At 57.4% G+C, this 25,678-nt stretch carries 17 protein-coding genes and 1 tRNA gene; 12 read left to right on the top strand and 6 right to left on the bottom strand.

All coding sequences use genetic code 11. The features are described 5' to 3' along the window. Positions 1 to 64 precede the first annotated feature (64 nt). The 6 genes from CAF74_RS06215 (at position 65) to CAF74_RS28930 (ending at position 8,572) form a co-directional block, all read left to right on the top strand. Complete coding sequence (locus tag CAF74_RS06215; protein ID WP_085745700.1) at positions 65 to 376, top strand: hypothetical protein; 312 nt, start codon at positions 65 to 67, stop codon at positions 374 to 376. 17 nt (positions 377 to 393) lie between these two features. Further along, positions 394 to 1,074, top strand: coding sequence for a DUF3313 domain-containing protein (locus CAF74_RS06210; RefSeq protein WP_085745699.1), 681 nt, complete (start codon positions 394 to 396; stop codon positions 1,072 to 1,074). Positions 1,075 to 1,125: 51 nt separating this feature from the next. Next, positions 1,126 to 2,532 carry an L-seryl-tRNA(Sec) selenium transferase gene (gene selA / locus CAF74_RS06205; RefSeq protein ID WP_085745698.1) on the top strand — a complete coding sequence of 469 codons (1,407 nt, stop codon included), beginning with the start codon at positions 1,126 to 1,128 and terminating at the stop codon, positions 2,530 to 2,532. Continuing rightward, complete coding sequence (gene selB, locus CAF74_RS06200) at positions 2,529 to 4,439, top strand: selenocysteine-specific translation elongation factor (protein ID WP_085745697.1); 1,911 nt, start codon at positions 2,529 to 2,531, stop codon at positions 4,437 to 4,439. The genes selA and selB overlap by 4 nt, the downstream gene beginning before the upstream one ends. Before the next feature lie 6 nt (positions 4,440 to 4,445). Beyond that, positions 4,446 to 4,541: transfer RNA gene (locus CAF74_RS06195), tRNA-Sec, on the top strand. 203 nt (positions 4,542 to 4,744) lie between these two features. Next, positions 4,745 to 8,572 carry a hypothetical protein gene (locus CAF74_RS28930; protein ID WP_139832890.1) on the top strand — a complete coding sequence of 1,276 codons (3,828 nt, stop codon included), beginning with the start codon at positions 4,745 to 4,747 and terminating at the stop codon, positions 8,570 to 8,572. A 150-nt stretch (positions 8,573 to 8,722) separates the two neighbouring features. Here the strand turns inward: CAF74_RS28930 and CAF74_RS06185 are convergent, their stop codons facing one another. Together CAF74_RS06185 and CAF74_RS06180 are read right to left on the bottom strand one after the other, a co-directional pair. After that, entirely contained in the window at positions 8,723 to 10,006 is a 1,284-nt protein-coding gene (locus CAF74_RS06185) for an OprD family porin (protein ID WP_256578351.1), read from the bottom strand. A gap of 99 nt (positions 10,007 to 10,105) precedes the next feature. Further along, positions 10,106 to 12,727, bottom strand: a complete 2,622-nt coding sequence (locus CAF74_RS06180) for an EAL domain-containing protein (protein WP_085745694.1) — start codon at positions 12,725 to 12,727, stop codon at positions 10,106 to 10,108. A 177-nt stretch (positions 12,728 to 12,904) separates the two neighbouring features. On the opposite strand from CAF74_RS06180, the gene CAF74_RS06175 reads away from it, so the two are divergent. Further along, entirely contained in the window at positions 12,905 to 15,100 is a 2,196-nt protein-coding gene (locus tag CAF74_RS06175; RefSeq protein WP_085745693.1) for an OsmC domain/YcaO domain-containing protein, read from the top strand. 67 nt (positions 15,101 to 15,167) lie between these two features. On the opposite strand, the gene CAF74_RS06170 is transcribed toward CAF74_RS06175, so the two are convergent. The 3 genes from CAF74_RS06170 to CAF74_RS06160 all read right to left on the bottom strand — a co-directional run bounded on the left by CAF74_RS06170 (position 15,168) and on the right by CAF74_RS06160 (position 20,361). Continuing rightward, positions 15,168 to 16,466: a carbohydrate porin gene (locus tag CAF74_RS06170; RefSeq protein ID WP_085745692.1), complete on the bottom strand. Its 1,299-nt coding sequence runs from the start codon at positions 16,464 to 16,466 to the stop codon at positions 15,168 to 15,170. Between the two features lie 84 nt (positions 16,467 to 16,550). Further along, positions 16,551 to 18,956 carry a glucose/quinate/shikimate family membrane-bound PQQ-dependent dehydrogenase gene (locus tag CAF74_RS06165; RefSeq protein ID WP_085745691.1) on the bottom strand — a complete coding sequence of 802 codons (2,406 nt, stop codon included), beginning with the start codon at positions 18,954 to 18,956 and terminating at the stop codon, positions 16,551 to 16,553. Positions 18,957 to 19,227: 271 nt separating this feature from the next. Continuing rightward, positions 19,228 to 20,361: an aminotransferase class V-fold PLP-dependent enzyme gene (locus CAF74_RS06160; protein WP_085745690.1), complete on the bottom strand. Its 1,134-nt coding sequence runs from the start codon at positions 20,359 to 20,361 to the stop codon at positions 19,228 to 19,230. A 148-nt stretch (positions 20,362 to 20,509) separates the two neighbouring features. Here CAF74_RS06160 and CAF74_RS06155 point away from each other — a divergent pair, with 148 nt between their 5' ends. Next, positions 20,510 to 21,121, top strand: a complete 612-nt coding sequence (locus CAF74_RS06155) for a dTMP kinase (RefSeq protein WP_085745689.1) — start codon at positions 20,510 to 20,512, stop codon at positions 21,119 to 21,121. Between the two features lie 199 nt (positions 21,122 to 21,320). Here CAF74_RS06155 and CAF74_RS06150 read toward each other — a convergent pair whose 3' ends face one another. Further along, the gene (locus CAF74_RS06150; RefSeq protein WP_085745688.1) at positions 21,321 to 21,836 is read right to left on the bottom strand and encodes a cupin domain-containing protein; all 516 of its coding nucleotides are present in this window, start codon (positions 21,834 to 21,836) and stop codon (positions 21,321 to 21,323) included. 446 nt (positions 21,837 to 22,282) lie between these two features. Here CAF74_RS06150 and CAF74_RS06145 point away from each other — a divergent pair, with 446 nt between their 5' ends. Genes CAF74_RS06145 through CAF74_RS06130 form a run of 4 tightly spaced genes read left to right on the top strand, consistent with a single transcriptional unit; the run spans position 22,283 to position 25,677 of the window. Further along, positions 22,283 to 23,263 carry a MoxR family ATPase gene (locus CAF74_RS06145; RefSeq protein ID WP_085745687.1) on the top strand — a complete coding sequence of 327 codons (981 nt, stop codon included), beginning with the start codon at positions 22,283 to 22,285 and terminating at the stop codon, positions 23,261 to 23,263. Further along, a complete protein-coding gene (locus CAF74_RS06140) occupies positions 23,260 to 24,195 on the top strand; it encodes a DUF58 domain-containing protein (protein ID WP_085745686.1) in 936 nt (311 codons plus the stop codon). Before CAF74_RS06145 ends, CAF74_RS06140 begins: the two co-directional genes overlap by 4 nt. Next, on the top strand, positions 24,192 to 24,698 hold the full coding sequence (locus tag CAF74_RS06135; RefSeq protein ID WP_085745685.1) for a DUF4381 domain-containing protein: 507 nt from the start codon (positions 24,192 to 24,194) through the stop codon (positions 24,696 to 24,698). Before CAF74_RS06140 ends, CAF74_RS06135 begins: the two co-directional genes overlap by 4 nt. Continuing rightward, positions 24,685 to 25,677: a VWA domain-containing protein gene (locus CAF74_RS06130; RefSeq protein WP_085745684.1), complete on the top strand. Its 993-nt coding sequence runs from the start codon at positions 24,685 to 24,687 to the stop codon at positions 25,675 to 25,677. Before CAF74_RS06135 ends, CAF74_RS06130 begins: the two co-directional genes overlap by 14 nt. Position 25,678 lies beyond the last annotated feature (1 nt).

Here is a 25,678-nt window from a genome sequence, read left to right as displayed (position 1 = left end):
GCCGGACATCGTCGGGCAAACATCCGCAGGCACTCTGCACGCTTTCCAACCAAGGGGGCTCAACATGAAGGACATGAACAGCGGCTACATCACCCGGGACCATGGCGCCGTGCGTCCGTTGATCCTGACCCAGCGCACCACCGCACCGGGTCCCGACACGCCGATCCTGTTCCAGGAGACGTGCCTGGGGCTGACGAACGATCAGAGTCAGTTGATCCTGCGCCGCTATTTCGAACGGTTCAGCCCGACCGAGGCCCATTGGGTCGAATACCTGCACACGATTCCTACCGCCGAATTCATCCAATGGATCATGACCCACGGCCAGTTGCGCATCGAGTGCTCCGACAACACCCCGCACAACCACGTCCACGCCTGAAAAAGGAAACACCCTCGATGAGTAACCATCGCTCACTGGCCGTGCTGTTTGCCGCCACCCTCAGCCTGTCGGCGTGCAGCAGCAAAAAGCTTCCGGCCGAGCCGCAGGCCGGGTTTCTGCGGGATTACAGCGTGCTCAAGGAAGGGCAGACCGCTTCGGGGCACAAGATTCTGAGCTGGGTCAGCCCGACACTGATGAGGGGGCGTTACACCCAGGTTTACCTGGCGCCGAGCCAGTTCTATCCATGGCTCGAGCCTTCTCAGCGCATTCCCCAAAGTACTTTGTCGGGCGTAACCCATTATTACGACGCAGCCCTCAGGCTGGAGCTGGGCAAGGTGCTGCCGCTGGCGTCGAAGCCCGGCCCGGACACGCTGATCGTCAAACCGGCCATCACCCAGGTCGCCGCCAGTACTCAGGGTCTGCGCTTTTATGAATGGCTGCCGGTGACACTGGTCGCGGCCGGGGTGAGCAGCGCCACCGGCATTCGTGACCGGGACAGTGAGATCGCCACGGAAGTGTCCTTCGAGGACGGTTCGACCGGGGAGGTTGTGGCCGAGGTGGTGCGCAAGGGCAAGGGCGTGCCGCTGGAAAACGACAAACAGGTCATGACGCCCGATAACGTGAAAGCCGTACTCGATGGCTGGGCGACGGACCTGAGTCAAACCTATGTGCCGGTTCAGCGAGCCGCGCTGCGCTAGAAGCAGGGTGGTCTAACATCATCAGGCGTATTTCGATTTCGGGAGTGCCTGATGTCCGTAAGTGTTGCCCTGCGGTTACCGTCGATTGACAGCCTGTTACGCCACCCCGCGTGCCAGCCCTTGGCCGAGCGTTACGGGCGCGAGGCGCTGTTGACGGGGTTTCGCCAGTTACTGGATGACTTGCGCGAAGCCGTGGTGGCGGGGCAACTGACCGCCGTTGAAATCAGCCCTGAAGCGCTGGCCGGAAGGGTCGCCGAACGTCTGGCGCTGCAGCAGCGCAGCCAGGTCCGCCGGGTGTTCAACCTGACCGGCACCGTGCTGCACACCAACCTCGGCCGCGCCTTGCTGCCCGAAGAAGCCATCGACGCCGCGCAACTGGCGGCGCGCTATCCCTTGAACCTGGAATTCGACCTGGCCAGCGGCAAGCGTGGTGACCGCGACGACCTGATCGAAGGCCTGATCCGCGAACTGACCGGCGCCGAAGCCGTGACCGTGGTCAACAACAATGCCGCCGCCGTGCTGCTGACCCTCAACAGCCTCGGCGCGCGCAAGGAAGGCATCATTTCCCGGGGCGAGCTGATCGAGATCGGCGGCGCGTTCCGCATCCCCGACATCATGAGCCGTGCTGGCGTGCGCCTGCACGAGGTCGGCACCACCAATCGTACCCATGCCCGCGACTACGAAGCGGCGATCGGCCCGCGCAGCGGCCTGATCATGCGCGTGCACGCGAGCAACTACAGCATCGAAGGTTTCACCGCCCGGGTGCCGACCGCCGAACTGGCGGCGTTGGCCCACCGACATGGCCTGCCGCTGCTCGAAGACCTCGGCAGCGGCAGCCTGCTGGATCTGACTCGCTGGGGCCTGCCGTCGGAGCCGACGGTACGTCAGGCGCTGCTCGATGGCGCCGACATCGTCACCTTCAGCGGCGACAAATTGCTGGGCGGGCCGCAGGCCGGGGTCATTGTCGGGCGCAAGGACTTGATCGCGAAGATCAAGAAGAACCCGCTGAAACGCGCGTTGCGGGTCGACAAACTGACGCTGGCCGCACTCGAAGCGGTGCTCGGGCTCTATCGCGACCCGGATCGGCTGGCCGAACGCTTGCCGAGCCTGCGTCTGCTGACCCGCCCACAAGCCGACATTCTGGCCCAAGCCGAACGCCTGCAACCGGCCTTGGCCGAACTGCTGGGCGAGGGCTGGACCGTCACGGCGGAGCCCGCGCTGGGCATGATCGGCAGCGGCAGCCAACCGGTGGCGCGCCTGCCAAGCGCAGCGCTGTGCCTGCGCCCGCAAGTATCGAAACGCCTGCGCGGCCGTTGCCTGCTGAATCTGGAAGCCGCGCTGCGCGCCTTGCCGATCCCGGTGCTCGGGCGGATCGATGACGACGCGTTGTGGCTGGATCTGCGGCAACTCGACGATGAACCGGCGTGGCAGGCGCAACTCGGGCAGTTGCAAACGTGATCGTCGGCACGGCAGGGCACATCGACCACGGCAAGACGTCACTGCTGCAAGCGCTGACCGGGCAAACCGGCGACCGCCGCCCGCAGGAACGCGAGCGCGGGATGACCATCGACCTCGGTTATGTGTACGCAGAACTGGCGCCCGGCGCCGGGCTGACCGGTTTCATCGACGTGCCGGGCCACGAGAAATTCACCCACAACATGCTCGCAGGCGCGCAGGGCATCGATCTGGTATTGCTGGTGTTGGCGGCGGATGACGGCGTGATGCCGCAGACCCGCGAGCATCTGGCGATTGTCGAGCTGCTGGGCATTCCACGGGCGCTGGTGGCGATCACCAAGTGTGATCGGGTCGAGGCGGGCAGGGTGGAAGAGGTTCGCCGACAGGTTGAAAGCCTGCTGGCACCCGGGCCCTATGCCGAAGCACCGTTGCTGACGGTTTCCAGCGTGACGGGCGAGGGCGTCGATGCGCTGCGCCAGACATTGCTGCAGATAGAAGGCGAGGAGCGCAGTCGCGAAGGCGGTTTTCGCCTGGCCATCGACCGGGCGTTCAGTGTCGCCGGCGCCGGGATCGTGGTGACGGGGACGGCGCTTTCGGGCTCGGTCGTCGTGGGTGACAAACTCAGCCTCGGCCCGGCGGGCAAAACCGTGCGGGTCAGGGGCCTGCACGCGCAGAATCACGCCGCCGAACAAGCCTTCGCCGGCCAGCGCGTGGCCCTGAACATCAGCGCGGATCGTCTGGAACTCGGGCAGATCCATCGCGGCCAATGGTTGCTCGCCGAATGGCTGCACGCGCCGACCCAGCGGCTGGATATCGAATTCCGGTTGTTGCCGGGCGAGCGGGTTTTCGAGCATTTCCAGCCGGTGCACCTGCATCTGGGCACTCAGGACGTGATCGCGCGGGTCGCCTTGCTGGAGGGTTCAAGCCTGGCGCCCGGCGAGCGCATGTTTGCGCAACTGCTGACGAACGCTCCGGTGCATGGCGTCCACGGCGATCCGCTGATCCTGCGTGATGCCAGCGCCCAGCGAACGCTCGGCGGCGGGCGTGTGCTCGATCCCTTCGCCCCGGCCCGTCAGCGCCGCAGTCCGGAACGGCTGGCGCAACTGCGTGTGCTGGCGATCAGCTCCGAGCTGGAACAGGCGTTGCCGACGCTACTGGAATACAGCGCAAGCGGCCTCGATCCGCAGCGTCTGGAACGTCAGTTCAATCGTCCGCGTGACGGCTGGACGCTGCCGGACAACGTCCGCCTGATCGAAACCCGTCAGGGGCCGGTGCTGTTCAATGCGCAGCGCTGGGGGATGCTCAAGTTCAACTTGCTGGAACAACTGGCGCGCTTTCATGAGCTGGAACCCGATCAGATGGGCCCGGATCGTGACCGTCTGCGGCGTTTCAGCGGTTTGAGCCTCGAACGCGCGACCTTTATCAGCCTGCTGGAAGAACTGCTCGGCGCCGGTTCACTGGCCGCCAGCGGCCCGTGGCTGCATTTGCCCGACCATCAAGTGCGCCTGAACGCCGACGACGAAACCCTGTGGCAGGCGCTGCAGCCATTGTTCGAGCAGGCTGGTTTCGATCCGCCGTGGGTACGCGACGTGGCGAAATTCGTCGACAAGGAAGACGCGATCGTGCGTTTGCTGCTGCGCAAACTGGCGCGCCTTGGCGTGATGCATCAAGTGGTGCGCGACCTGTTTGTCACCGACATCACGCTGCGGCAAATGGCGGCGGTGCTGCTGCGCCTGGCCGAAGAAAATCCGCAGATCGAAGTCACGGCCTTCCGCGATGCGCTAGGCTTGGGACGCAAGCGCAGTATTCAGATCCTCGAATACTTCGATCGGCTGGGCCTGACCCGGCGCGTCGGCGAAGGCCGGCAAATCCGCTCCGACAGTGCGCTGGCCAACCCCGGCGCGGACTGAGTTCAAGGAAGGCAATCGCGCCCGGTGGCGCGGCCGGGCTTCAAACCCGGTTGGGGACGGCATCCGTTCCCGGGCAGGTTCGACTCCGGCTGCCTTCCGCCATTTTGTGGTCAATTTTGGCGCTGATCCTTGTCTTGATGATGGCATAATGATCGCCATTGTCATCGACTTCCCTTCGGGGTAAATGCGTACCGTTAACTCACAATACGTAAATGAATTTTTAATTTAATAAATCGAATATAAACAATTTTATTTTTTAGCGATGCCAAGAAAATAATTTTCTTGCTTGGCTTTCAGGGAGAAATATGTCAATTGCAACCGTAGGGCCAAAAAAATACGATTTTCAAGATTTGGTTTGCGTTGATATTTTTTTACGATACTACAACTTCGAAAAAGCCGAACTATATATAGAGCCTGAGGCGAGTGAAGATGCCAAGGTCATATTGCCTTTTTTAAGCGGCAAAGAAGTTATCGAGGTGCAAGTTAAGGGAAGCCAAGCGGATCTAACGCTCACCGAATTAGCAACATGGCTGGCGCATTTTGAAGAAAGAAAATCCAGTAACATGTTAATTGAGCGATTGTGCGCCAAACAGGATGTGTCGGTTGTATTCGTCGCTTCCGCACGCTGCAATGATAATGTTTCTAAGTTTTGCAAAGGGGCTATGGCATCTTGGGATCCTCACGTAAAAAAGCTTTCCAGAGAGGTCGCTAGAGACCTTTTAAGTGAATTGAAGAATCACGCAGAATTACTCGAGTCAAGTGAGTCAAGTCTTGACAAAGAAAGGGGGCAGCATCTAAAAAAATTCGTGAAAAATGCAAAAATAGATAAAGTCAGGAACGATTTGGCTCGCCTTATAATACTTGAGAACGTTTTGAATGATGGGTTACGGGATTCTTGCGAAAATAGACTGCGCAAGCTCCGAGTCCCCGCTGATAGATTCGAAATCCTTATCAATAGACTAACTGCAATAATTAAAAATGCCAAGGACAACAAGGGAGATTGTTATCCTGCACTTTTTGCCGAGCTGAATAAAAACCTTCCGGAAATTACTCGTCCTCAAAATTATATTTTTCGAGGGAATGAAGAGTCGTGGAAGAGTGAACTATCGGAAAATAACATTTTGCTGTTGTCTGGCTCGCCCAGAGTCGGAAAGACAAACGCCGGCCGATGGGTAGCCGCTGAGTTTGAAGAGTTAGGGTATCAATTAAAGCTTAGTAGCAATCTTGAAGAAATCGAACGTTTTTTGTTGGACACAACACCTGGAGAGCGTCTCGCAGTTTTAGACGATCCCTTGGGCGGTGTACTCCTGACCAATGACCCCGTCCGCACACTCTCTAAAATCCAGCAACTTTCACGTCAGCTATCGCCCTCCAGAAAGCTGGTTGTTTCCCAAGTACAAGATAGATTGCTACAAGTCACTGGGGCGGCTAGGCTTGAAAACACAAAGCTGGGTACTTTTGTGTGGCATGATTTAGGACTTTATGACTGCGATTTTTTAGCAGAGGTCTGGCGGGTTTTCCATCATCAGTTTTCCATTCCGAATCCGCTATTCGATAATATTTTGGCATCTCTGCTGGATGGTACACTACACATTGAGCCAGGATGTTTGATGCACTTGGCAGCCTCACATTACAGACTTTTTGATCCCTCGGATATTGATGAGGCTATAAGGCTCGCACGAGAGGACTCACAATCTTTGGCGTTCGCACTTCTTTCCGAAGGGCTCGGACCTATATTGCAAGCGCTCGCTATAGCAACATCACACGACGATGCCTGTTCACTACAGGATTTAACCTATGTACTAGGTGGAGACGGAACCGAAAACCGGTACGCGGTAGCGAGTTATCTTGGTGTATCTCTTAGTTTTGGAGCTCAGCGGGAGTTGCCAGAAAGAGAAACAGAAAATTATCATGACTTAAGTTTGTCTTCTGAAAACAAAGATCTACTTGAGATTTTGGAGCGTCGTCGAATAATCGTAGAAACTGGCGTTGACCGATTCAATTTTTCACATCAGTTTTATCGTTCGGCTGCCGAACAATCTGCTAACGGTTCGACTTCGTCCAGTGCTAAAAGATTATTAACGCAAACAGAAAGGAGTTTGTTTTCTTTATCGTTCGAGTCGTCGAGAGCGGCAGCGGTAGCAATGAGATGGATTTACCAAGTACTCATAACGCCTGATCGAAGGGAACTCTTGATTGATTTGGCGATAGATGGGCTTGATTCCAGGTACCTCATCACAAAAGATGCCTGCTTTTCATTCCTTCTAAATACGATAGAGGATATTTCTGAAGGCAAAAGATCCGACTTTAAAAAGTGGGTAAGCAAAGTTTCATTTCTTAGTTTGTCTCACGTATTATGGGAAAGAGGCCAGGCAACTTTGCCGGCGGGCGATAACAACACAATAGAAGGAAGATTTTTCGAGTCTTACGAGTGGGAAGAAATCGAAAATTTTTTCACGGCTTTCAGTGTAGGCTCAAGCTCAACTGTCAGCGCGGAAGATGCCTGGAAGACAGTCTGTTATTTAGAGTCTCACCCAAATAGACTATCTAAACCCGTTTTACTGAGATTTCTTGGCTATGACTTGGGAAGTCTTAGGGCAAAGGCTGCGAAGATATGGATCAATCAGGTACGGGATAACGACAAGGAAGTATTGGGGAGGATTTTTTCTGATCAGCATCCTGCAGTGGCTCAAGAAGTTTTGGAAGGCGTGCTACGTGCCTGGCAGAAATGCGATAAAGTTCGGAAAGACGATTTATTAGATGGGTTGAGAAAGTATGCTTCTCTCCCTGCGTCCGCTTCGACAATGATAGCAATCATGTTGAAGATGGATCATCAAGCGCGTGGTCGCGAGTTACATTGGGATCTATTCGGCGGTCTGCTTCCAAACCTTCTGGCTACATTGCCAGAAGGTGCGAACCTGAATGATGCTCGACTGTATGGGGCTGTCGAAAAAAGCTTGGATCACATTCCTTTAGTTGACTTTATAGGTATCATTGATAGCTGGATTGGACTGCTTGAAAGAGAAGCGCTAAGAGTGATTCCAAGCGATTACGCGATGGCTGTCACCGAGTTGCTAATAAGAGGTACGATCACGACCCCTAAATCGCGCGTTTCAAGACTAGAGCGCCTTTTCAAAATAAATGGTACTGGTGCTCAAATAAGAGTTGTCGTAGAGCTTATAAACAACTGGGACCTGCTTACGACAGCAGACCAACAAATGGTGCTAACCCATCTTGGTGAGAGTAGATACGATCAGTACTGGTTACACGCGGCGGCGGTGACGCGGAATTTAGTGCCTCAAGATGTGATTGATCTGATGTCACACTCAAAAGAAATGTCGCTTGTTGGAAGTCTGCAGAATTTTGATTCAAAAACACTAGAATACGCATTGAAAATTTATATGGGAAATCCGGGGATTTTGTGGCATCTCGGATTACACCACCAAGGAAGTGAGATCTGGGAGCCTATCATTGAATCTATTGCTCTAAAACCAGAGCACAATCTATTCAGGAAGGCTTGGGAACACATCACCTTAGCGTCAAATGACACTAGGATATCAGACTTTGTCGCAAAACTAGCCGATAACCATCCGCAGGAAATTTTTGAAAGATTACTCGAGCACAAAATTAAAACGAATGGTGGATTTATGCCAGGCGCATGGGGAATTCTGTTGGACCATGCGCCTAATGAGCTATTGGATGGATGGTTTTTGATAATGGCATCTCACGCACAACGAGTACTTGACAATCTCTTTGAGGTGCCGAGATGGGTTGGGAAAAAATACGAGGAAAGGTTATTTAAGTTTTTTCATGATGATATATGTCTAATGAACTCTGCATTCCACACAAACAAAAAACTAACTGAAGTATTTTCCAAGTTTGAAGATGTTGATATTTTTGAGCTTCGGACAAAGATAGCAAATTCCGAGCTGCATAATTTCATGGCAGATTTCAGGTGTAATCCACCAGTGCACTTTTCAACCTGTGATTCAATTCAAAATATGTTCAAAGAAATCGGTTGTACAGATGCAGACCTGCAAGAAGTTGAGGACCATCGGCTTGCGCTGCTAAAACTCGGGTATGAGTATGACTCTGGAGACGCTGGTGAAAAATTACAGCATTGGATTTACTAGCACTGAGGCGGCGTCCGGAGCTGGCTTTCAACCCACTCGTAATAAAGCGCCTCAAGTGCTTTTTTGCTGCTCGGACGGGCCTTGCGAAATGGGTCCATTTGTAATGATGTCGCTGTAAACGTCTGGACTATTGCACGTTGCAGCGACCAATCAAAACCCCAGCGGGTACTGGATCACCACGTAGATCCGGTCAATGTCATCACCCGCCTGAGCGCTGTTGGCCCGGTGCGAAACGTGGGACAGCTGCACCGACAGATCCTTGGCCGCACCTGACTGGACGATGTAGCGCAGATCGATGTCGCGTTCCCAATGTTTGCCGCCGTCCCCTTGCTGCGGCTGGTATTGCCCGCTGTCCGCGTCGAACGGGTTATAGGCGCCGCCCTTGGGCGCGTGGGTGCCGTCGATGTGGCTGCCGGCGACGTAGCGGGTCATGAAATTTAGCCCGGGAATGCCGAAGGCGCCGAGATCCAGGTCGTAGCGCGCTTGCCAGGAGCGCTCGTGGGCGCCGTTGAAGTCGGCGTATTTGATCGAGTTGGCCAGGTAGATTGAGTCGCCGCCGACAAAATCGAACGGCGTGTCGCCATTGATGCGTTGCCAGCCGAGCATCACCGCATGCGCGCCAAAGGTGTATTTGCCCGAGAGGCTGAACGCGGTGTTGTCGATGTCGCCGGCCAACGCCTGTCCGGTGTCGCGGGTGTGGTAGACGTTGGCGTCAAGCAACAGACCGGACCGTTTGAAATGCAGGTTGGCGTAGTACTGGCGCCAGGTGTCGCTCAGGTCGGACGCATACAGCGCGCCGCCCACCGGGCTGTCGCTGAACAGGTCGGTGCCGACAAAACTGATGCTTTCGCCCCGGGTGCTGGCGCCATAGCCCTGAAAATCGCCTCTGCCGGAAGAGCTGTCCTGATTCTTGAACGCCGTGAAACGCCCGGCGACAAGACGCGCGTTATCGATCTCGCGGCTGTCGAGCAGAAACCCCGTGGCGTATTCCGGTTGCAGGCGTTTGTCCGAAGTGTCGAATACCGGCGTTTCCACGGTCATTTCACCGAAGGCGAGGGTGGTTTTCGAGGCCTTGAGCTTCAGCGCACCACCCGCGCTGGAGTATTCGCTTTCGCTACGGCCATCACTGTCCACCGGCAACAGTCCCGTGCCGGAATGCCCTTTGCCGCCATCGAGTTTCAAACCATAAAAGGCATGAGCATCGAGGCCAAAGCCGATGGTTCCATCCGTGAAACCGGATGCGAAAGTGCCGATAAACCCTTGAGCCCATTCCTGTTTGTAGTTTTTCCCGGACGGAGAGGGCGAGCGATAGTCGTTGCTCAGGTAGAAGTTGCGGCTGAGCACTTCGGTTTTGGCGTCGTCGAGAAATCCGCTGGCAAATGCCGAGTCGGTCATTGCGCAATACAACAGTGCCAGGGCGAAACGCGGTTGCATGAAACCTTTCATGTGTCAGTGACCGGCCGTGATGGAAGTCGCCGGATACTGAAGCAAACAGTCGCGCCGCGATTGAGCGGATGTGCTGAGTCAGCGTCCTCAGGTCACCCGGCCTTTTCGCTGTCTGGAAGGATCGACAACAGCGACTCTTGATGTTTGCAGAAGACTGGCGAAGGCCGCCTTGTCGATCGGGCGACTCATGTAATAACCCTGAACTTCGTTGCATTGATCCTTGCCCAGGATGTCCAGTTGTTCCTCGGTTTCGACGCCTTCGGCGGTCACGGTCAGCCCCATCGCTTTACCCAGTCCGATGATGGCCTGTACCACCGCCCGATCATTGGCGCCGGTGCTAATGGACGCGATGAAGCGTTTGTCGATCTTGATGCCATCGAACGGGTAGGCCCGCAGATAGCCAAGGGAGGAATAACCGGTGCCGAAGTCATCCATGTTCAGGCGCACCCCCAGTTCCTTGAGCGCGGTCATGGTGGTCAGCGCGCCGTCCGTGTCGTTGAGCATTACGTTCTCGGTGATTTCCAGCTCCAGCCGGCTGGCCGGGAAGCGAGTGCCGACCAGCACTTCGCGTACATCTTCGACCACATCGCTGATCGCAAACTGCGCAGGTGACAGGTTGACCGACAGGAGAATGTCCGCCGGCCAGGTCAGTGCCGTTTCACAAGCCTCACGCAGGACCCAGCGACCGAGGGGAACAATCAGGTCGGTCTGTTCGGCCAGCGGAATGAACAAATCCGGCCCGAGCAAGCCTTTGGCAGGATGCTGCCAGCGCACCAGTGCCTCGACCGAGACGATCTGCTTGCCATCGACTTTGTATCGGGGTTGATAGTGCAGCACGAACTCATTGTTCGTCAGGGCCCTTCGAAGGTCGTCCTCCATCTGCCGACGGGTCTGGATCTGATCGCTCATGTGCGCTTCGAAATAGCACCAGGTGTTCTTGCCTTCGGATTTGGCCTGGTACAGCGCAATGTCCGCGCAACGGATCAGCTCGCTGGCGATGTACCCGTGACGCCGGCTCAGGGCGATGCCGACACTGGCGCCGATGTGCAACGGTTGCTGTTCGAAGAGGATGGGCTGATGCAGGCTGCCGATCAGGCGTGTGCAGAACCTGTCGATCTCCTGATGCGTGTCCATGCCGCAGAGCACAACGACGAACTCGTCACCGCCCAGACGGGCGACGATATCGTGGTCACGCGTGCATTCGCGCAGTCGGCCGGCAACCTCCTGCAAAACAGCATCGCCGGCGGGGTGGCCGAGCGAATCGTTGATCGGCTTGAAATTGTCCAGGTCAATCATCAACAGCGACACAGGCGGAGCGTGTTCCTTGAGCAGCAGAGCGTCGTCCAGATAGCGCGACAGTTTGTTGCGGTTGGGCAGTCCCGTCAGCGCGTCATGCAAGGACAGGTGCTGGATCTGCGCATGGGCGGCGACTTCATCGGTGATGTCGCTGGCCGTGCCGCGATAGCCGACGACTGCCGCTCTTTCCACGATGGGCCGGGCCGAGAGGCGGCAGTGGCGCTGTTGTTCCTTGCGGTCACGGTAGGTGCAGCGCAGGTCGCTGGCGTTGTTCTCCTGATCGAGTTTTTTCAGCCACAGATCCAGCGGCGTGGTGTCGCAGACAAGCAAGTGCCCGATGTGTTTCCCGATCCATTGGGCCTGCGGATAGCCGGTGACCGCACTGAACCGGGTCGACAGATAGGTGATGGACAACGCTTCATCCACTTCCCAGATCCAGTCGGACGCGGCTTCGGCCACCGCCCGGAAGCGCTCTTCGCTGGCTTCCAGTGCGCGGTTGGACGCCAGCAGTGCCTGATTCGAGGCCTGCATCGCTTCAAAACTGTTGTCGACATAGCGCGAGGAACGCAATGCATGGCGAAAGAACCAGGCCGTCAGCGCCATCAACACAATCAAGGCGGAGCCGAGGGTGGGCAACAATGACCACAGCAGATGCAGGCCCGGTCGCTCCAGATCCGCAACGAGGCTGTATCCGGTGCTGTCCAGCGGGACGCGGGGCTGGCCCTGGTCGATGCTGTCGTCCGGTGCCAGCGACAGATTGTTCAGCCCATACCCGCTGCCGATCTTGCGCAACTTGGTGGGTGTCAGTTTGTCGACGAATACCAGTACCGAAGTCTTTTGGGGATCGCCCACTGGGCGCTCATCGTTGGGAAGGATCGCCGCCGCGGTGACCAGCGCCGGCCAGCCTTCGAACAATGAATAACTACTGACGGGCTTGGTCAGGTCGGGCTGACTTTGCACTTGCTCCACCAGACTGTTCGCCGGAAGCTGCAGGAACTGGGGCAGTTGCGCATCGAGCAATTGCCCGCGAACCACGGCGTATTTGGTGCGTTCCCGATCCAGCACGAACAGACCGTCATAGCCGTCGCTGGTAAACAGGGTCTTGCCCATGTTCTGCTCGGTATACGCCCAGTTCGTGTCGACCGTGCCGCTCAAACGTTCATACGCTGTCGTCCAGTAGGCGTAACTGGTGATGTAGTTCTTCGATGCCGTGATGCGGTTTTCCAGCGCTCGGCCGGAATAGAACCGCACGTCATTGACGTCATCCTCATCCAGTTGAGTGGCAATGCCGAGCAACGCAGTGGTCGCCGCCATCACGCCGGCAATAAACAGCGCGCCCACCGCAATGGCCAGGCGCCGGGTGACAGAACCCTGCAGGGTGGGTAACGACGTCGCACGGCTGGAAATGTCCATTTGCTCGTCCTTGATCCGGTACTTCTTCAATCTAGAACATCTTCAGCTTCGAGATGTTCAGAAGTTCGCCAAAGGTGTCTGACCGCTCAGGCCCCGTTGCGCAAAAGCACAAGACTTCACGCTCAAAAGCCGGATAATGGCGGCCAATTTGTTTAGCCCGCTATTCTGGTAACCCGCATGGAAATCAAGGTCAATTTTCTCGACAACCTCCGACTTGAAGCCAAGTTCGATGACTTCACGGTGGTGGCCGACCAACCGATCCGTTACAAGGGCGATGGCTCTGCACCGGGTCCGTTCGACTATTTCCTGGCGTCGTCGGCCTTGTGCGCGGCTTACTTCGTAAAGTTGTACTGCAGCACCCGCAATATCCCGACCGAAAACATTCGTCTGTCGCAGAACAACATTGTCGATCCGGAAAACCGCTACAACCAGATCTTCAAGATCCAGGTCGAGCTGCCGGCGGACATTTCCGAGAAGGATCGCCAGGGCATCCTGCGCTCGATCGACCGTTGCACGGTGAAGAAGGTGGTGCAGGCCGGGCCGGAGTTCGTGATCGAGGAAGTCGAGAACCTCGACGCCGATGCCCAGGCCTTGCTGATGCCGGCGTCCACGTCCGGCGCGGGCACCTGCATTGCCGGCAAGGACCTGCCGCTGGAACAGACCATCGCCAATATGTCGGGGATTCTGGCCGACCTGGGCATGAAGATCGAAATCGCTTCGTGGCGCAACATCGTGCCCAACGTCTGGTCGCTGCACATCCGCGATGCGCAGTCGCCGATGTGCTTCACCAACGGCAAGGGCGCGACCAAAGAGGGCGCGCTGGCCTCGGCGCTGGGCGAGTTCATCGAGCGGCTGAACTGCAACTTCTTCTACAACGATCAGTTCTGGGGCGAAGAGATCGCCAATGCCGAGTTCGTGCATTACCCGGACGAGCGCTGGTTCAAGCCCGGCGCCAAAGACGAGTTGCCTGCGGAAATCCTCGACGAATATTGCCTGGGCATTTACAACCGCGACGGCGAACTACGCGGCTCGCACCTGTACGACACCAACTCCGGCAACACCCAGCGCGGCATCTGCTCGCTGCCGTTCGTGCGCCAGTCGGACAACGAGGTGGTGTACTTCCCGTCCAACCTGATCGAAAACCTGTTTCTCAGCAACGGCATGAGCGCCGGCAACACCCTGGCTGAAGCCCAGGTGCAGTGCCTGTCGGAAATCTTCGAGCGGGCGGTCAAACGCGAAATCCTCGAAGGCGAAATGGCCCTGCCGGATGTGCCGCAAGCGGTGCTGGCGAAGTACCCGGGCATTCTCGCCGGAATCAAGGCGCTGGAAGAGCAGGGCTTCCCGGTGCTGGTCAAGGACGCGTCGCTGGGCGGTGAGTTCCCGGTCATGTGCGTGACGCTGATGAACCCGCGCACCGGCGGCGTGTTCGCCTCGTTCGGCGCGCACCCGAGCTTCGAAGTGGCGCTGGAACGCAGCCTTACCGAGTTGCTGCAGGGCCGCAGCTTTGAAGGCCTCAACGATCTGCCGCAGCCGACCTTCTCGGGCCAGGCCGTGACCGAACCGAACAACTTCGTCGAGCACTTCATCGATTCCAGTGGTGTGGTGTCGTGGCGTTTCTTCAGCGCCAAGGCCGACTTCGAATTCGTCGAGTGGGATTTCTCCGGCAACGGCGAAAACTCCAACGCCGAAGAGGCCGCGACGCTGTTCGGCATCCTTGAAGACATGGGCAAGGAAGTCTACATGGCGGTCTACGAGCACATCGGCGCCAAGGCTTGCCGCATTCTGGTGCCGGACTATTCGGAGATCTATCCGGTAGAAGACCTGATCTGGGACAACACCAACAAAGCGCTGCAATTCCGTGCCGACATCCTCAACCTGCACAACCTCAGCAAAGTCGGTCTGCGCAACCTGGTCAAAGGCCTGGAACACAGCGAGCTGGACGATTACACCGACATCACCACGCTGATCGGCATCGAGTTCGACGACAACACGCCATGGGGCAAGTTGACCATCCTTGAACTGCGCTTGCAGATCTACCTCGCCTTGCAGAAGTACGAGCAGGCCAAGGATCTGGTCGAAGCGTTCCTGCAATACAACGACAACACCGTCGAGCGTGGCTTGTTCTATCAAGCGGTCAACGTGGTGCTGGAAATGGAGCTGGACGAGGATCTGGAGCTGGAAGACTACGAAGCCAACTTCCGCCGCATGTTCGGCGACGAGCGCATGGACGCGGCGATCGGTTCGGTCAACGGCAGCGTGCGCTTCTACGGCCTGACGCCGACCAGCATGAAGCTGGAAGGGCTGGATCGCCATCTGCGTCTGATCGAGAGCTACAAGAAACTGCACGCAGCGCGGGCCAGCTTCGCGGGTTGATTCCGTTGGCGGCACGCACAAAAAAAGCACCTTCGGGTGCTTTTTTTGTGGTCGACAAACTTTGGCGTCAGAGCGCAGCTTTCACCTGCAATCCAAACACCAATGCATTGTCGATGTCCTTCCCGGAAAACGCGCCCGGCTCGATGATGTACTGCATATTCGGGCGCAGCGTCAGCCAAGGCGTGGCCTGATAGCCGTAACCGAGTTCGATCAATTGCTCGGCGCTGTCCAGGTTTGGAAACGCTACTCCATTGTCCAGCGCGGCGTCCTGCTGCACATCGCGGCTGCGCGGGTTCGGTACTGCGCGGCCATAGCCCAGCGCCACGGTGTCGCGCGGACGGCCCTCAAAAGGCTTGTACAGCACCAGGCCGGTGCCGTACCACTTGCTGAACGGCGAAGCTGCTTCGCTGGCCGCCGAATATTGGCCGAAGGCGTGCAGGCTGCGACCTTCAGAGGCGTCCGAGGCCCAGACGGCCTGGTCGATCAGGACGTAATGGCCGCCGCGTCCGGACACTTCCTTGTCACTGCCGATGCGTTTAACGTCGGAGCTGTCGTAGTAATAACCGACCTTGTACTCGCCGGGCAGTTTGCCTGCCTGCTTGTAGACCAGCTCGATCGGCACCACCGTGCCGGTGGTGTGTTTCGGGCCCAGGTGCCAGGCGCGGCTGGAATTGCCGTTGCTTTCCGGGTCGACATTGAACGCGGCCACGCGCAGTTGCCAGGCAGGGGAGAGGTCGTATTTCACCCGTACGCCGAGGTGGGCGTTGGGGTAGTTAGTCCAGCCGCTGCCACCGGACATGTTCAGCGGATGACCGCAGAAACCGGCGTTCATGAAGTTGCAGAGAATGCCGCTGTCCAGCCCGCCGAGGTCGTTGCCCATGGCCATGTAGCCGAGTTTGACGTTCAGTGCCGGGGTAAACAGGCTGCGCTCGTAGCTCAGCTCGGTCAGGCGGGTGTAGAGGCCGCCGTAGTTTTCCTGGATCGGCAAACGGTTGCCGACCAGATCTTCAGAAGCACTGTTGCCGCGACGGTCGTTGATGGTCAGTTGGATCTTGCCGGCGTTATCGACGCCGTACAGTTTGCTCAGGTCGAACTGCGCGCCGAGCTTGATGTTCTGCGAATAGCGCGCCGAGCGATGCAGGCCGCCGTCGGCGTTGTAGGCGGTTTCGCCGGTGTAATCGCCGGTGAACTTGATGCCGTCTTTATCGAGCTGGTGGCGCAGGCCGCCCCAGTCGCCGGTCAGGGTGCTGCGGGTGAACACGTTCGAATCGGTATCGGCGAGGGCGGGCAGGGCAGCGCCGCAGGTGAGACCGAACAGCATGCCGGTGAATACGCCGGCGTGAGAAAAGCGAACAGCCAATGACATTGCTGAAATCCAGAGCGAAGGACATGAAACGACGCGGCACCCGAAGGTGCCGCGCACAAGTGAAGTGAAGGAGGGCGCTGCGGTTTACGGCAGGGCGTACGCCATCACGTAGTCGCCACGGTCGGTCGACTGGCGAGCACCACCGGCGGTGATGACCACGTATTGCTTGCCGGTTTTCGGCGACACATACGTCATCGGGCCGCCCTGACTGCCAACCGGCAGACGCGCTTTCCAGATTTCTTCACCGTTGGCGCTGTTGAACGCACGCAGGTAGAAGTCCTGGGTGCCGGCGATGAAAATCAGGCCACCTTGGGTCGACAGGGTGCCGCCGAGGGTTGGCAGACCGATCTTGATCGGCAGGTGCATGCGGATGCCCAGGGGACCTGTGTCTTCAACAGTGCCGACCGGAACTTGCCAGGCGACTTTCTGGGTTTTCATGTCGATGGCGGTCAGCGTACCGAACGGTGGGGCCTGGCACGGAATGCCGGCAACCGACAGGAAGCGGTTCTTGTTCACTGCGTAAGGCGTGCCTTTCAGCGGCACGGCGCCCATACCGGTGTTCAACGCTTCACCGCCGGAGGTTGCCTGGCCTTTGTTCTGCGACGGGATCATCTGAATCCACAGGCCCAGACGCATGTCGTTGACGAAGATGAAACCGTGCACCGGGTCAGTGGAAATGCTGCCCCAGTTCATGCCGCCCAGCGAACCCGGGAAACTCAGGGATTTGTCAGTGCCCGGCGCGGTGTACAGCCCGTCGTAGCGCATCGATTTGAAATCGATGCGGCAAAGCAGCTGGTCGTACGGCGTGGCGCCCCACATGTCCGACTCGGTCAGGTGCTGGGCACCGATCTGCGGCATGCCCACCGATTTCGGCTGGGTCGGCGAGTAAGGTTCGTTCGGAATGTTGGCCGCCTTGACCGGTACTTCTTTAACGTCGGTCAGCGGTTTGCCGGTGGCGCGGTCGAGCACGTAAATCTGCCCGGCCTTGGTGCCGATGACTACCGCGGGCACGGTTTTACCGTCCTTGGTGAAGTCGATCAGGCTTGGCTGCATCGGCAGGTCGAAGTCCCAGAGGTCGTTGTGCACGGTCTGGTAGACCCACTTTTCTTCGCCGCTGTTGGCGTCCAGCGCCAGGATCGAAGCGCCGTAGGTGTGATCCAGTTTGCTGCGCTCGACACCATAGATATCGGTGGACGAACTGCCCATCGGCAGGAAGATCGTGTTGGTCGCTGGGTCATAGGACATCGGCGCCCAGCTGTTCGGCGTGCTGCGCACATAGGTTTTGCCATCGGCCGGTGCCTTTTTATCCTGCGGGTTGCCCGGGTCGAAAGCCCAGCGCATGGCGCCGGTCATCACGTCGAAACCACGGATCACGCCGCCCGGCATGTCGGTCTGCACGTTGTCGGCAACGCGACCGCCAACCACCACGGTGGTGCCGGCCATCAGCGGCGCGGAGGACAGTTGATAGTAGCTGTCCGGGACATCACCCAGACCGGCCTTCAGATCGACCTGGCCGTTGGTGCCGAAACCCTGGCAGAACTCGCCGGTGTCGGCATCGACTGCGATCAGGCGGGCGTCGATGGTGTTGGTCAGCAGACGGCGCGTGCAGTTGGCGGCGGGTGCGACCGGGGTCTCGGTAACCGGCGAACTGGCCGGTTTGGCGACGGCGGCGCTGGCGTCGAAATAGGCCATGCCACGGCAACGCTGCCAGACTTTGGATTGAGCATTGATCGCGTTTTTCCAGATTTCTTTACCGGTGTCGGCATCGAGTGCGATCAGGTTGTTGTGCGGGGTGCAGATGAAGACTTTGTTGCCGATCTGCAGCGGAGTCAGCTGGTCTTCGGCGCCGTTGCCGTCGCTCTCGGCGATGTCGCCGGTGTGGTAGGTCCACGCGACTTTCAACTTGTCGACGTTGCTGCGATTGATCTGGTCCAGCGCGGCGAAGCGGCTGCCACCCTCGGTATTACCGTAGTGCGCCCAGTCTTTCTGCGCTTTTTCCGGCTCGACCGGCGTCAGGCCCGGGCCGGTGCCAGTAGGGGCAACGGTCGGGTGTGCGACGAACATGTTGCCGGCAGCTACCGCGAGTCCAACCGCCAGAACAGCGGCAACGCCGTAAGCTCCACGACCCGCAACGTCGCCATTGGCGCGTTTAAGCAGCGGATAAACCAGCGCGACCACCAGGCCCACGGCACTGAACATGAACAAACGCGAGAACACCGGCCAGAACACCAGCCCTGCGTCGATCACTGCCCAGATCGCCGTCCCCAGCAGAAACGCCGCGAACAGCCAGGCGCCGGCAGGCTTGCGACGTGCGATCAGCAGACCGGAAATGGCCATCGCCAGACCACCCACCAGGAAGTACCAGGAGCCTCCCAGGCTGACCAATTTCACACCGCCAGCGGCCAGTGCCAGGCCGAGCAGGGCGATGATCACGCCCAGCCCGACCAGAATGAATGTTGATATGCCCGAGAGGCGTTGACTCTGCTTCACGTTGAATGTCCCGTTGAAATGAGGAGGGCATTATATAGTTAGGTAACTACCTAGTTAAATCACTAAATCAGAATGAAAGGGGTTTTGGCGCTCAATGGTGCGACGGATCGACGCTGGCCTTGTCTTCGCGGCACCTCAGGTGCTATTGGAACAGTGGAAAAGTCTTCTATTTGCCAGCAGATATGGAATTTATGACAGGTTGATCACGGCCTGGTGGTTCCCGCCAGACAGGATCTGCGGGAACAGTATTGGCTGCGGCCGAGATGAAAGCTTAGCTAACCATCAGCTCATCCAGTGCCCGCTCGAGGGTGCTGACCGTCCGCTCGATGTTGTGCAGCTTTTCGAGTCCGAACAGACCGATACGAAAGGTCTGGAAGTCGGCCGGTTCATCGCATTGCAGCGGCACCCCAGCGGCGATCTGCAGGCCGTGGCTGGCAAATTTCTTACCGTTTTTGATATCGGCATCATCGGTGTAGCTCACCACGACGCCTGGCGCCTGAAAGCCGGCTGCGGCCACGCTTTTAAAGCCTTTGCCGGCCAACATGGCGCGCACCCGGTCACCCAGAACCTGCTGGTCGTCGCGGACCTTGTCGAAACCGTAGACCTGCGTCTCTTTCATTACGTCGTTGAACCGCGCGAGGGAATCGCTGGGCATGGTCGCGTGGTAGGCATGTCCGCCCTGTTCGTAGGCCTGCATGATCTGCAGCCACTTTTTCAGGTCGCAGGCGAAGCTGCTGCTTTGCGTTTGCTCGATGCGTTCGAGGGCCAGAGCACTGAACATCACCAGAGCGCAGCAAGGGGAGGCGCTCCAGCCTTTTTGCGGTGCGCTGATCAGCAGGTCGACGGCGCATTTGTGCATATCAACCCAAAGCGTGCCGGAAGCGATGCAGTCCAGCACGAACAGCCCACCCACCGCATGCACGGCGTCGCCGACGGCCCGCAGGTACTCGTCGGGCAGGATAATCCCTGATGAGGTTTCAACGTGGGGGGCGAAGACAATCTGCGGCCTCGAAGCCGCAATGGCTGCCAGCACTTCGTCCAGAGGTGGCGGGGCGTAGGCAGCCTGGCGACCCGTTTCTACCGGTCGGGCTTTCAGCACCGTCGTGGCTGCCGGGATGTTGCCGGTGTCAAGGATCTGGCTCCAGCGATAACTGAACCAGCCGTTGCGTATCACCAGACATTGCTGACCGGTGGCGAACTGTCGCGCCACCGCTTCCATGCCGAATGTGCCGCTGCCCGGAACCACCGCAACGGCCTCGGCGTTGTAGACCTGTTTCAGGGTCTGGGAAATGTTCTTCATCACGGCCTGAAACGACTGCGACATGTGGTTCAACGAGCGGTCGGTGTAGACCACTGAGTACTCGATAAGCCCTTCAGGATCGATTCCGGGATATAGCTTTGACATGGGGTGGCTCCTTATGTGATTCCCTGGCAGTCGAAAGGTCTGGCGAACATCATTGGGAAGCAAGTCTAGGCAAAGGGCAGGGATGAGCTGATCGAATTGCAGAAATGAGGATAGAGTGGTCATCAATGCCTCAATCGTTGTGTGAAAAATGAATCGTCCGCTGTTTATTTCTCTGGATGGGCCAAAAGGAACCGGCAAAACCACATTATTGGAAGCGGTTACGGCAGTACTGAGGGCCGACAACAAGAAAGTCATCCGGCTTTGCGAGAGAAAAAGCGATCCGTACCGGGGTGCCACGATGGCCCTCGTTAACGAAATTGCCAGAAATCCCTCCCGGGATCTGGAGTGGGCTGTGTGCCAGCGCTTTGCTGATAGCCGCAGCTGGATCTCCCGGCACGTGCTGACTAAGCAGCCGCTGGGCAGCATTGTCTTGATCGATCGCTGGTATCCGTCTGACGCCGCGTTTCGCCATACCGTCCCGTTTGCAGAGATTCTCCAGTTGAATATCGAGCAAAACGTGCAGGTGCCTGACCTGCATGTCGGCGTCGTCACCACGCCGGATATTTCATGGGCCAGGGCAACGGCACGATCCAGAGGACTGGGCGGTACTGTGATTCAAAAGCACGCAGAGCATGTCGCGTGTACGGAGATGTTCGAGCAAGCAGCTGCCGATCATGGTTGGGTTTTGTGCCGTAATGAAGGAACGGTCGAGGATGCGACGATGCAGTTGGTTTCTGAGATCTATGAATTGTTCAACTGATTGCCGAGGTGGATCAGATGGTTTTAGGCGGGAGTTCATAAAGTTCCGCCCAGACACATAATTTAACATAATATACATTACACGTAACAAAGTATTACGAAGTCAGCCCGGTTGCGCACACCATTTCAATCTCCAGCATCGCTCTCAAAGGACCTGATCCTTGGTGCCTGCAGATCTCTCCATTTGAAACGTGCTGCGCTCAATCCTCGTCACGCGTCAGCTTTTCAATCAGCACTCGATGCTGCGGATACTGCGCTGTGAGCTTCCGCCGATTTCCCATTTCCATATCCGCGAAATCAAACCCTGGTGAAACCGCTTCGCTGATCAAACCAAATCCGTTCGAACCATTCAGCAATCTGGAGGCTTTCCAGATTCCGCCCGGTACGTGCAATTGCAAATGTTGTCCGGCTAGAACATCGCTGCCCATCACCAACGTCTGCAGTGAACCGTCTTCAAGGATCAAGCTGTACTCAATGGCATCGCCCAGATGGAAATAATGCAGGATGTCCGAATGGTTGAAATGAAACTGGCCCACTGGCGATTCCGCAGTCAGCAAGTAGTAGATCGACGTCATCAGATAACGCGGCCCACCAGCGGTTTCGAGCATGTCCCGATGATCGGCCCGGTAGGTTCTGCGAAAGAAACCACCTTCGACGTGAGGCTCAAGGTCCAGTGACGCAATCAGGCTCGATGCATTAATCGGGCGTGGATTCATGACCTGCTCCATCGTTTCAATACGATCTGTAATAACTCGACTAAATGACCGTTTAGTTGAGTTATAGAAGAGGCCCAAAGTCCCCTGCTCGAAACCACATTTTATCTGAATCATCTGCTTTTAAATAAAGATTACGCACCTGAACCTCCGGTGCCAGACTTAGCCTTGTACCACCACCGTGCTCTCATAGTGGAATTCTTAGCTCGGCCACTCTACGTATTTTCTTTCTATCACAGGTCAGATCCTGTGCGTTGACGGCGTAGATAACGACGCCCCGCTCGCCAGCGTATCCGCCAACTTGCCGAAGCTCCTCACTACGATCGGGTCGGATCATCGCCTCAACTTTTTCCCGATACACAAGCGCTGATCAAATTCCTGGCCTATCTTTGTCTGCGACGATTCGTTTATGCGCAAGCCTTGAGCCTCCATTTCATAAGGGATTTCGAATGAGTGCACTGACCGACCTCAACGCTTTGCAGGCCAATATCTCTGAGTCAGTGCTCGGGCAGGATCAGGTGATCCGTCAGATTTTGCTGGGGTTGCTGGCTAACGGGCATTTGCTGCTAGAAAGTCTTCCAGGGTTGGCCAAGACGCGCACGGTGAAGGCGCTATCCAAGCATCTTGATGCAAAGATGAGCCGCATTCAGTTCACGCCGGATCTGTTGCCATCAGATATCACTGGTGCAGAGGTACTGCATCAGGTCGAGGGTCGCAATGAAATCCGTTTCCAACCGGGCCCGCTGTTTGGCAACCTGATTCTTGCAGACGAGATCAATCGCGCACCGGCCAAAGTTCAGGCCGCGTTGCTTGAAGCGATGGAGGAACGACAGATCACCGTAGCCGGCAACAGTCATCCTTTGCCAGAGTTATTTATCGTAGTCGCGACCCAAAACCCCATTGAGCAGGAAGGCACCTACCCGCTGCCGGAAGCGCAAATGGATCGTTTTCTGATGAAAGTCTTGCTCGATTATCCCAGCGCTGAAAATGAAAGTCAGGTGCTGCGCCTGCTACGCGACGAAGAATTCACCAAAGGTTCGAACACAGCGTCCAAGAACAACTTCGAGCTCGCCCAGGATGTGATCTTCGCAGCGCGTAAGGAAGTCAGCGCCATACATGTTTCGCCCGCCATTGACCGTTATCTAATCGACCTGATCAATGCCACCCGCTATCCGGCTGACTATGACGAAGATCTGGGCCGCTGGATCAATATTGGCGCCAGTCCGCGTGGTGGCATCGGCCTTGATCGCTGCGCCCGCGCCGATGCGTGGTTGCTAGGCCAGGACTTCGTCTCGCCGGATAACGTGCGCGCCGTGGTGCATCCGGTGCTACGTCATCGTATACAGCTTAGCTATGACGCAGTGGCCGATGGAGTGACGGCTGACCAAGTGCTGGATCGGATACTGGACAAGGTAGCTATTCCGGCATGAGCAGTGACGGGTTTGTCTATGTATCTCTCGCCCAATTGATGGCGTTGGAGTTTCCGGCTCGAGGGCTCAGCTTTGCTGCGCGTCAACCTCAGGGCAGCATTCTCGCCGGCAATCATGCTTCGCGCTTGCGTGGCAGAGGCCTGAACTTTGACGAATTGCGCCGTTACCAGCCCGGCGACGATTTGCGGCATTTGGACTGGCGGGCTTCGTTGCGTACCGGCAAGCCTGTGGTGCGCACTTTCACAGAAGAACGCGACCGCCCTGCTCTGATTCTGGTCGATCAACGCATGTCGATGTTCTTCGGCTCTCAGCGCAGCTTCAAGTCCGTCGTCGCTGCCGAACTTGGGGTGCTGGCTGCGTGGATTGTATTCAACGCTGGCGACCGAGTGGGTGGTCTGGTGTTCAACGACTCCCGTATCGACAGCATTTCACCCTTGCGCAGCCGCAAGCGAGTGGAGGCATTATGCAGTCGTATCGCTGCGCAGAATCAGGAGCTTGATGCGTCCAGTCCCGATGCCGAAGACGCCGATCAACTCGACAAGGTTCTGCAGCGTTGCCTGGCGTTGGCCGGCCATGACCACTTGATATGCATCGTCAGCGACTTCGCAGGTGCGGGTGAGCGTACGTTGCAACTGATGCGGCAACTGGCGGCACACAATGATGTGATTGCCATGCAAGTCTATGACCCGATTGCGATAAATCTGCCAACCGACGGCAGGTTGTTGGTGACTCAAGGCGAATTACAGGTGGAGCTGGCGGTGGGCCGCCGTCAGGTGCATCAACCACTGGGTGACTATCTCGGCGGACGGCTCAAAGATGTTGCCACCCTGCTCCGCCGCAGCCAGGTACCGTTGATGATGTTCAGTACTGCCGAAGAGTCGCTCACTCAATTGCGGGCAGAGCTGGGTAAACAACCGGGGGGACGACCATGAGCGCGAACGTTCCGAGTGTCGCGCAACTCAAGGAGTTGGCGCTGCCCCCGCCCGTCAGCTATTCGCCGCAAACCTGGGGTTGGTGGTTGCTATTGGCGACTTTACTACTGGCTGCCGTGATCATTGGCACCAGGCGCTTGATTCAATGGCGTCGTGATCGCTACCGGCGCGAGGCGCTGGCACAGCTGGAGCAGTTGCGCACCAATAGTGACGAGTTGTATGCGCTCCGGGAACTGCCTGAACTGCTCAAGCGTGTAGCACTGTCTATGCAGGGGCCAAGATCGCTTACCTCGAGCGCCGCTGCTGCAGCGTTGCAGAGTTCTGAGTGGCAGATTTTCCTTCAAGCCCACGTCGATCAGCCGCTCCCCGAGAAGTTCGCGCAACAACTCGCGACGCTGGCCTATGCCCCGGACGCCACCCTGCTCGCCCTCCCCGCCCCCCGGCGCGATGCATTATTTGATACTTGTAGACTATGGGTGGAGCGGCATCATGTGGCAGCTTGAATATCCATGGTTGCTGATTCTTTTGCCGTTGCCTTGGGTTACTTACCGTTATCTGCCCGCCTACCGTGAAGCTCGAAGTGCTTTGCGCGTGCCCTTTTTCAACGCAATGAGCCGCGCGGTGGGTGAGACGCCGTCATCTGCTGGCAGCCGCGGCAATCGCTGGCAATTGCTGTTGAATCTGGTGATATGGGCGCTGCTACTGGTTGCCGCCTCTCGCCCCGTGTTCATTGAAAAGCCTATCGAGCGACAACAACCCGTGCGGGATCTGCTGCTGGCCATCGATATTTCGCAGTCAATGGAGACCGAAGACTTCACTGACGCTAATGGACAAAAGACCAATCGCCTCGCTGCGGTCAAAGCCGTCGTGCAGGGGTTTATCGACAAACGCAAGGAGGATCGCATCGGTTTGATCGTATTTGGCAGCGGCGCATACCCTCAGGCGCCATTGACACTCGATCACGCTAGCCTGTCACTGTTGCTGAACGACACTGGCATTGGCATGGCGGGGCCCAATACCGCGATCGGCGATGCCATTGGTCTTGGCCTCAAAATGCTGGAAAAAGCCCAGGAACAGGAAAAAATCCTGATACTGCTCACCGACGGTAACGACACCAGTAGTGCAATTACGCCGGGTCACGCCGCGGAAATGGCCGGTGCCAAGGGCGTAATGATTCATACAATCGGCATTGGCGATCCCGGTGCTACGGGCGAAGCCAAAGTCAATCTGAGCGAGCTGGAGCGTATTGCCAAAACCACAGGCGGCCAATTCTTTCGGGCCGAAGATCGCACCGCGCTTGATCAGGTGTACAGCACACTCGACCGCCTCACCCCGCACCAGGTCAAAACTTTTAGCCACCAATCCCAGCGTGAGTTGTTCTTCTGGCCGATGGGGGCGGCGCTCGTATTGTTGGCTCTGTATCACATATCCGCGCTGCTCGGGCCCCGTATGGTCAACTCGAGCCGGCGTCAGGAGGTGTGAG

Source organism: Pseudomonas sp. R45(2017) (assembly GCF_002112305.1).
Taxonomy (GTDB): domain Bacteria; phylum Pseudomonadota; class Gammaproteobacteria; order Pseudomonadales; family Pseudomonadaceae; genus Aquipseudomonas; species Aquipseudomonas paraglycinae.
Note: the sequence above shows the minus strand (reverse complement) of the source record. Positions and strands in the feature narration are given on the sequence as shown.

Excerpts from the sequence above, each read along its gene's own strand:
- CAF74_RS06215 (WP_085745700.1), top strand. The coding sequence starts at position 65 with ATGAAGGACATGAACAGCGGCTACATCACCCGGGACCATGGCGCCGTG.
- CAF74_RS06210 (WP_085745699.1), top strand. The coding sequence starts at position 394 with ATGAGTAACCATCGCTCACTGGCCGTGCTGTTTGCCGCCACCCTCAGC.
- selA (WP_085745698.1), top strand. The coding sequence starts at position 1,126 with ATGTCCGTAAGTGTTGCCCTGCGGTTACCGTCGATTGACAGCCTGTTA.
- CAF74_RS28930 (WP_139832890.1), top strand. The coding sequence starts at position 4,745 with ATGTCAATTGCAACCGTAGGGCCAAAAAAATACGATTTTCAAGATTTG.
- CAF74_RS06185 (WP_256578351.1), bottom strand. The coding sequence starts at position 10,006 with ATGCAACCGCGTTTCGCCCTGGCACTGTTGTATTGCGCAATGACCGAC.
- CAF74_RS06180 (WP_085745694.1), bottom strand. The coding sequence starts at position 12,727 with ATGGACATTTCCAGCCGTGCGACGTCGTTACCCACCCTGCAGGGTTCT.
- CAF74_RS06175 (WP_085745693.1), top strand. The coding sequence starts at position 12,905 with ATGGAAATCAAGGTCAATTTTCTCGACAACCTCCGACTTGAAGCCAAG.
- CAF74_RS06170 (WP_085745692.1), bottom strand. The coding sequence starts at position 16,466 with ATGTCATTGGCTGTTCGCTTTTCTCACGCCGGCGTATTCACCGGCATG.
- CAF74_RS06160 (WP_085745690.1), bottom strand. The coding sequence starts at position 20,361 with ATGTCAAAGCTATATCCCGGAATCGATCCTGAAGGGCTTATCGAGTAC.
- CAF74_RS06155 (WP_085745689.1), top strand. The coding sequence starts at position 20,510 with ATGAATCGTCCGCTGTTTATTTCTCTGGATGGGCCAAAAGGAACCGGC.
- CAF74_RS06150 (WP_085745688.1), bottom strand. The coding sequence starts at position 21,836 with ATGAATCCACGCCCGATTAATGCATCGAGCCTGATTGCGTCACTGGAC.
- CAF74_RS06145 (WP_085745687.1), top strand. The coding sequence starts at position 22,283 with ATGAGTGCACTGACCGACCTCAACGCTTTGCAGGCCAATATCTCTGAG.
- CAF74_RS06140 (WP_085745686.1), top strand. The coding sequence starts at position 23,260 with ATGAGCAGTGACGGGTTTGTCTATGTATCTCTCGCCCAATTGATGGCG.
- CAF74_RS06135 (WP_085745685.1), top strand. The coding sequence starts at position 24,192 with ATGAGCGCGAACGTTCCGAGTGTCGCGCAACTCAAGGAGTTGGCGCTG.
- CAF74_RS06130 (WP_085745684.1), top strand. The coding sequence starts at position 24,685 with ATGTGGCAGCTTGAATATCCATGGTTGCTGATTCTTTTGCCGTTGCCT.